This window comes from Parabacteroides leei (assembly GCF_023369805.1).
Classification (GTDB): Bacteria; Bacteroidota; Bacteroidia; order Bacteroidales; family Tannerellaceae; genus Parabacteroides; species Parabacteroides leei.
The window spans coordinates 1-1,702 of sequence record NZ_JAMBQG010000046.1; the positions used below are offsets into that span (position 1 = coordinate 1).

The window sequence follows — 1,702 nt, forward strand, 5'->3', positions numbered from 1 at the left end:
TTGACAGAGTTCGTGACAGACTCTGGTATACCAAAATATAAAAGAGAATCATTTTCATATTTTTTGATCTTTTCATTATTACAGGCAAAATAGCGACTACTCTTTAATTATTGCGCAAATATAAATAAAATAATTTAATAATAATCAGGTATTGGATATATTTTTCCATATTAAAGCCCATGATGATTAAAAATATATTTAATTCTCATGGGCTATATAAATACATATAAAAGTAGTAGAGAGGAGAAATTAAAGTTTTAGCAAAATCGAATAAAAAAGAGACATTAATATCGGATCATTCCCAATATTTTACTTCTTGATAACAAGCAAGCTCCCAATACTCCAGCCCGCTCACCTAATTTCGATAATCTGATTTCAGTATCCTGACTCACTAAATTAAGAGAGTATTTCCTTATAGCGCTCTTTATCGGAAGGCTGATATATTCTCCCGTCAGAGACAATGCACCTCCCAAGACAACTAGTTCTGGATTGAATATATTCATTAACCCGGCAATTCCCCGGCCTAAATTCAATCCCATTTCTTCCAGTATTTCAATACAAAGCACATCTTCCTTTTGTATGGCTTCAATCATATCGGCCATAGTTATGTTTTCTTTTTTATCTATTTTAGCTGCAAGGATCGTGCTACTACCTTCTTTATATCTTTCTAATAATTTACGATATAAAGCCGATCCAGACGCTTCAGTTTCAATGCATCCTTTTTTTCCGCAGTGACAGAGTATCTCATTATCAAAGAAACAAAAATGACCGAACTCTCCTGAAAAGCCGGATTTCCCATAATACAATTCTCCGTTAATAAAGATAGATAGTCCCAACCCCCAGTTCAGATTAATAAACAAAATATTCTTTTCGCCTTTAACAACTCCTTGCATATACTCTCCATACAACATGGCACGAGTGTCATTCTCAATATAGATCTTGATCTTTATACGTTCTTCCAGGATTTGCGACAAAGGTTTTTCCTCAAAATAAAAAATACTGTAACTGTAACCGGACTCCGGTCTGACACGCCCTGAAATATTTACCCCAACAGCCAATACTTTCTCACGCGAAACTGGTAGAGAGTCTATAAATGTATTGATTTGGACACATAATGTTTCAAGAGCAGCAGGTGTATTTTCTAAAACAAATGGTATATTTTCTTCTATTCTTAACTTTTCACCCTTAAAATCAACGGCTGCAATATTTACTTTATCCCGGAAAATATCTACTCCGACAAAATAACCCGAAGTTGGATTCAGTCCGTAAATATTAGGTTTACGTCCACCACTGGTTTCTTGTTTCCCAAAATCCAATATATAACCATCCTCTTGTAATTCACCGATCAGCTTGGTTACGGTTGGAATACTCAAATCCATTTCTTTACATAGTTCTGCTATTGTAGCATCACCATTGGCGATATAATAATGTATGATTTTCTTTTTAAGAGACTCATTACGGTTATTATCGGTAGTGATAAGAAATTTTGTATTCATGGCTTTATTATTTGCTATTTTATAGTATGATTGAACAAAAGTAAATAAATATATTTCAAATATAAGCCTGTAAAAAATAAAAAAACACAATATTTCAGCCCGCCACATATGATTTCATATAAACTAATATTGGCGAAAAAAAACTTCAACCTCTTTTTTATATTTTTTAAGCCATTTTCAACAGAGTCTGTCACGAACTCTGTCAA

General features: G+C 33.3%; 1 protein-coding gene. It reads right to left on the minus strand.

Annotated features, from left to right (window positions below; translation table 11 throughout):
• Positions 1-284: 284 nt before the first annotated feature.
• Positions 285-1,496, minus strand: a complete 1,212-nt coding sequence (locus M1P97_RS26145; RefSeq protein WP_195370689.1) for an ROK family transcriptional regulator — start codon at positions 1,494-1,496, stop codon at positions 285-287.
• Positions 1,497-1,702: the final 206 nt, after the last annotated feature.

Coding starts and splice junctions, on each gene's coding strand:
- M1P97_RS26145 (WP_195370689.1), bottom strand. CDS start 1,496: ATGAATACAAAATTTCTTATCACTACCGATAATAACCGTAATGAGTCT.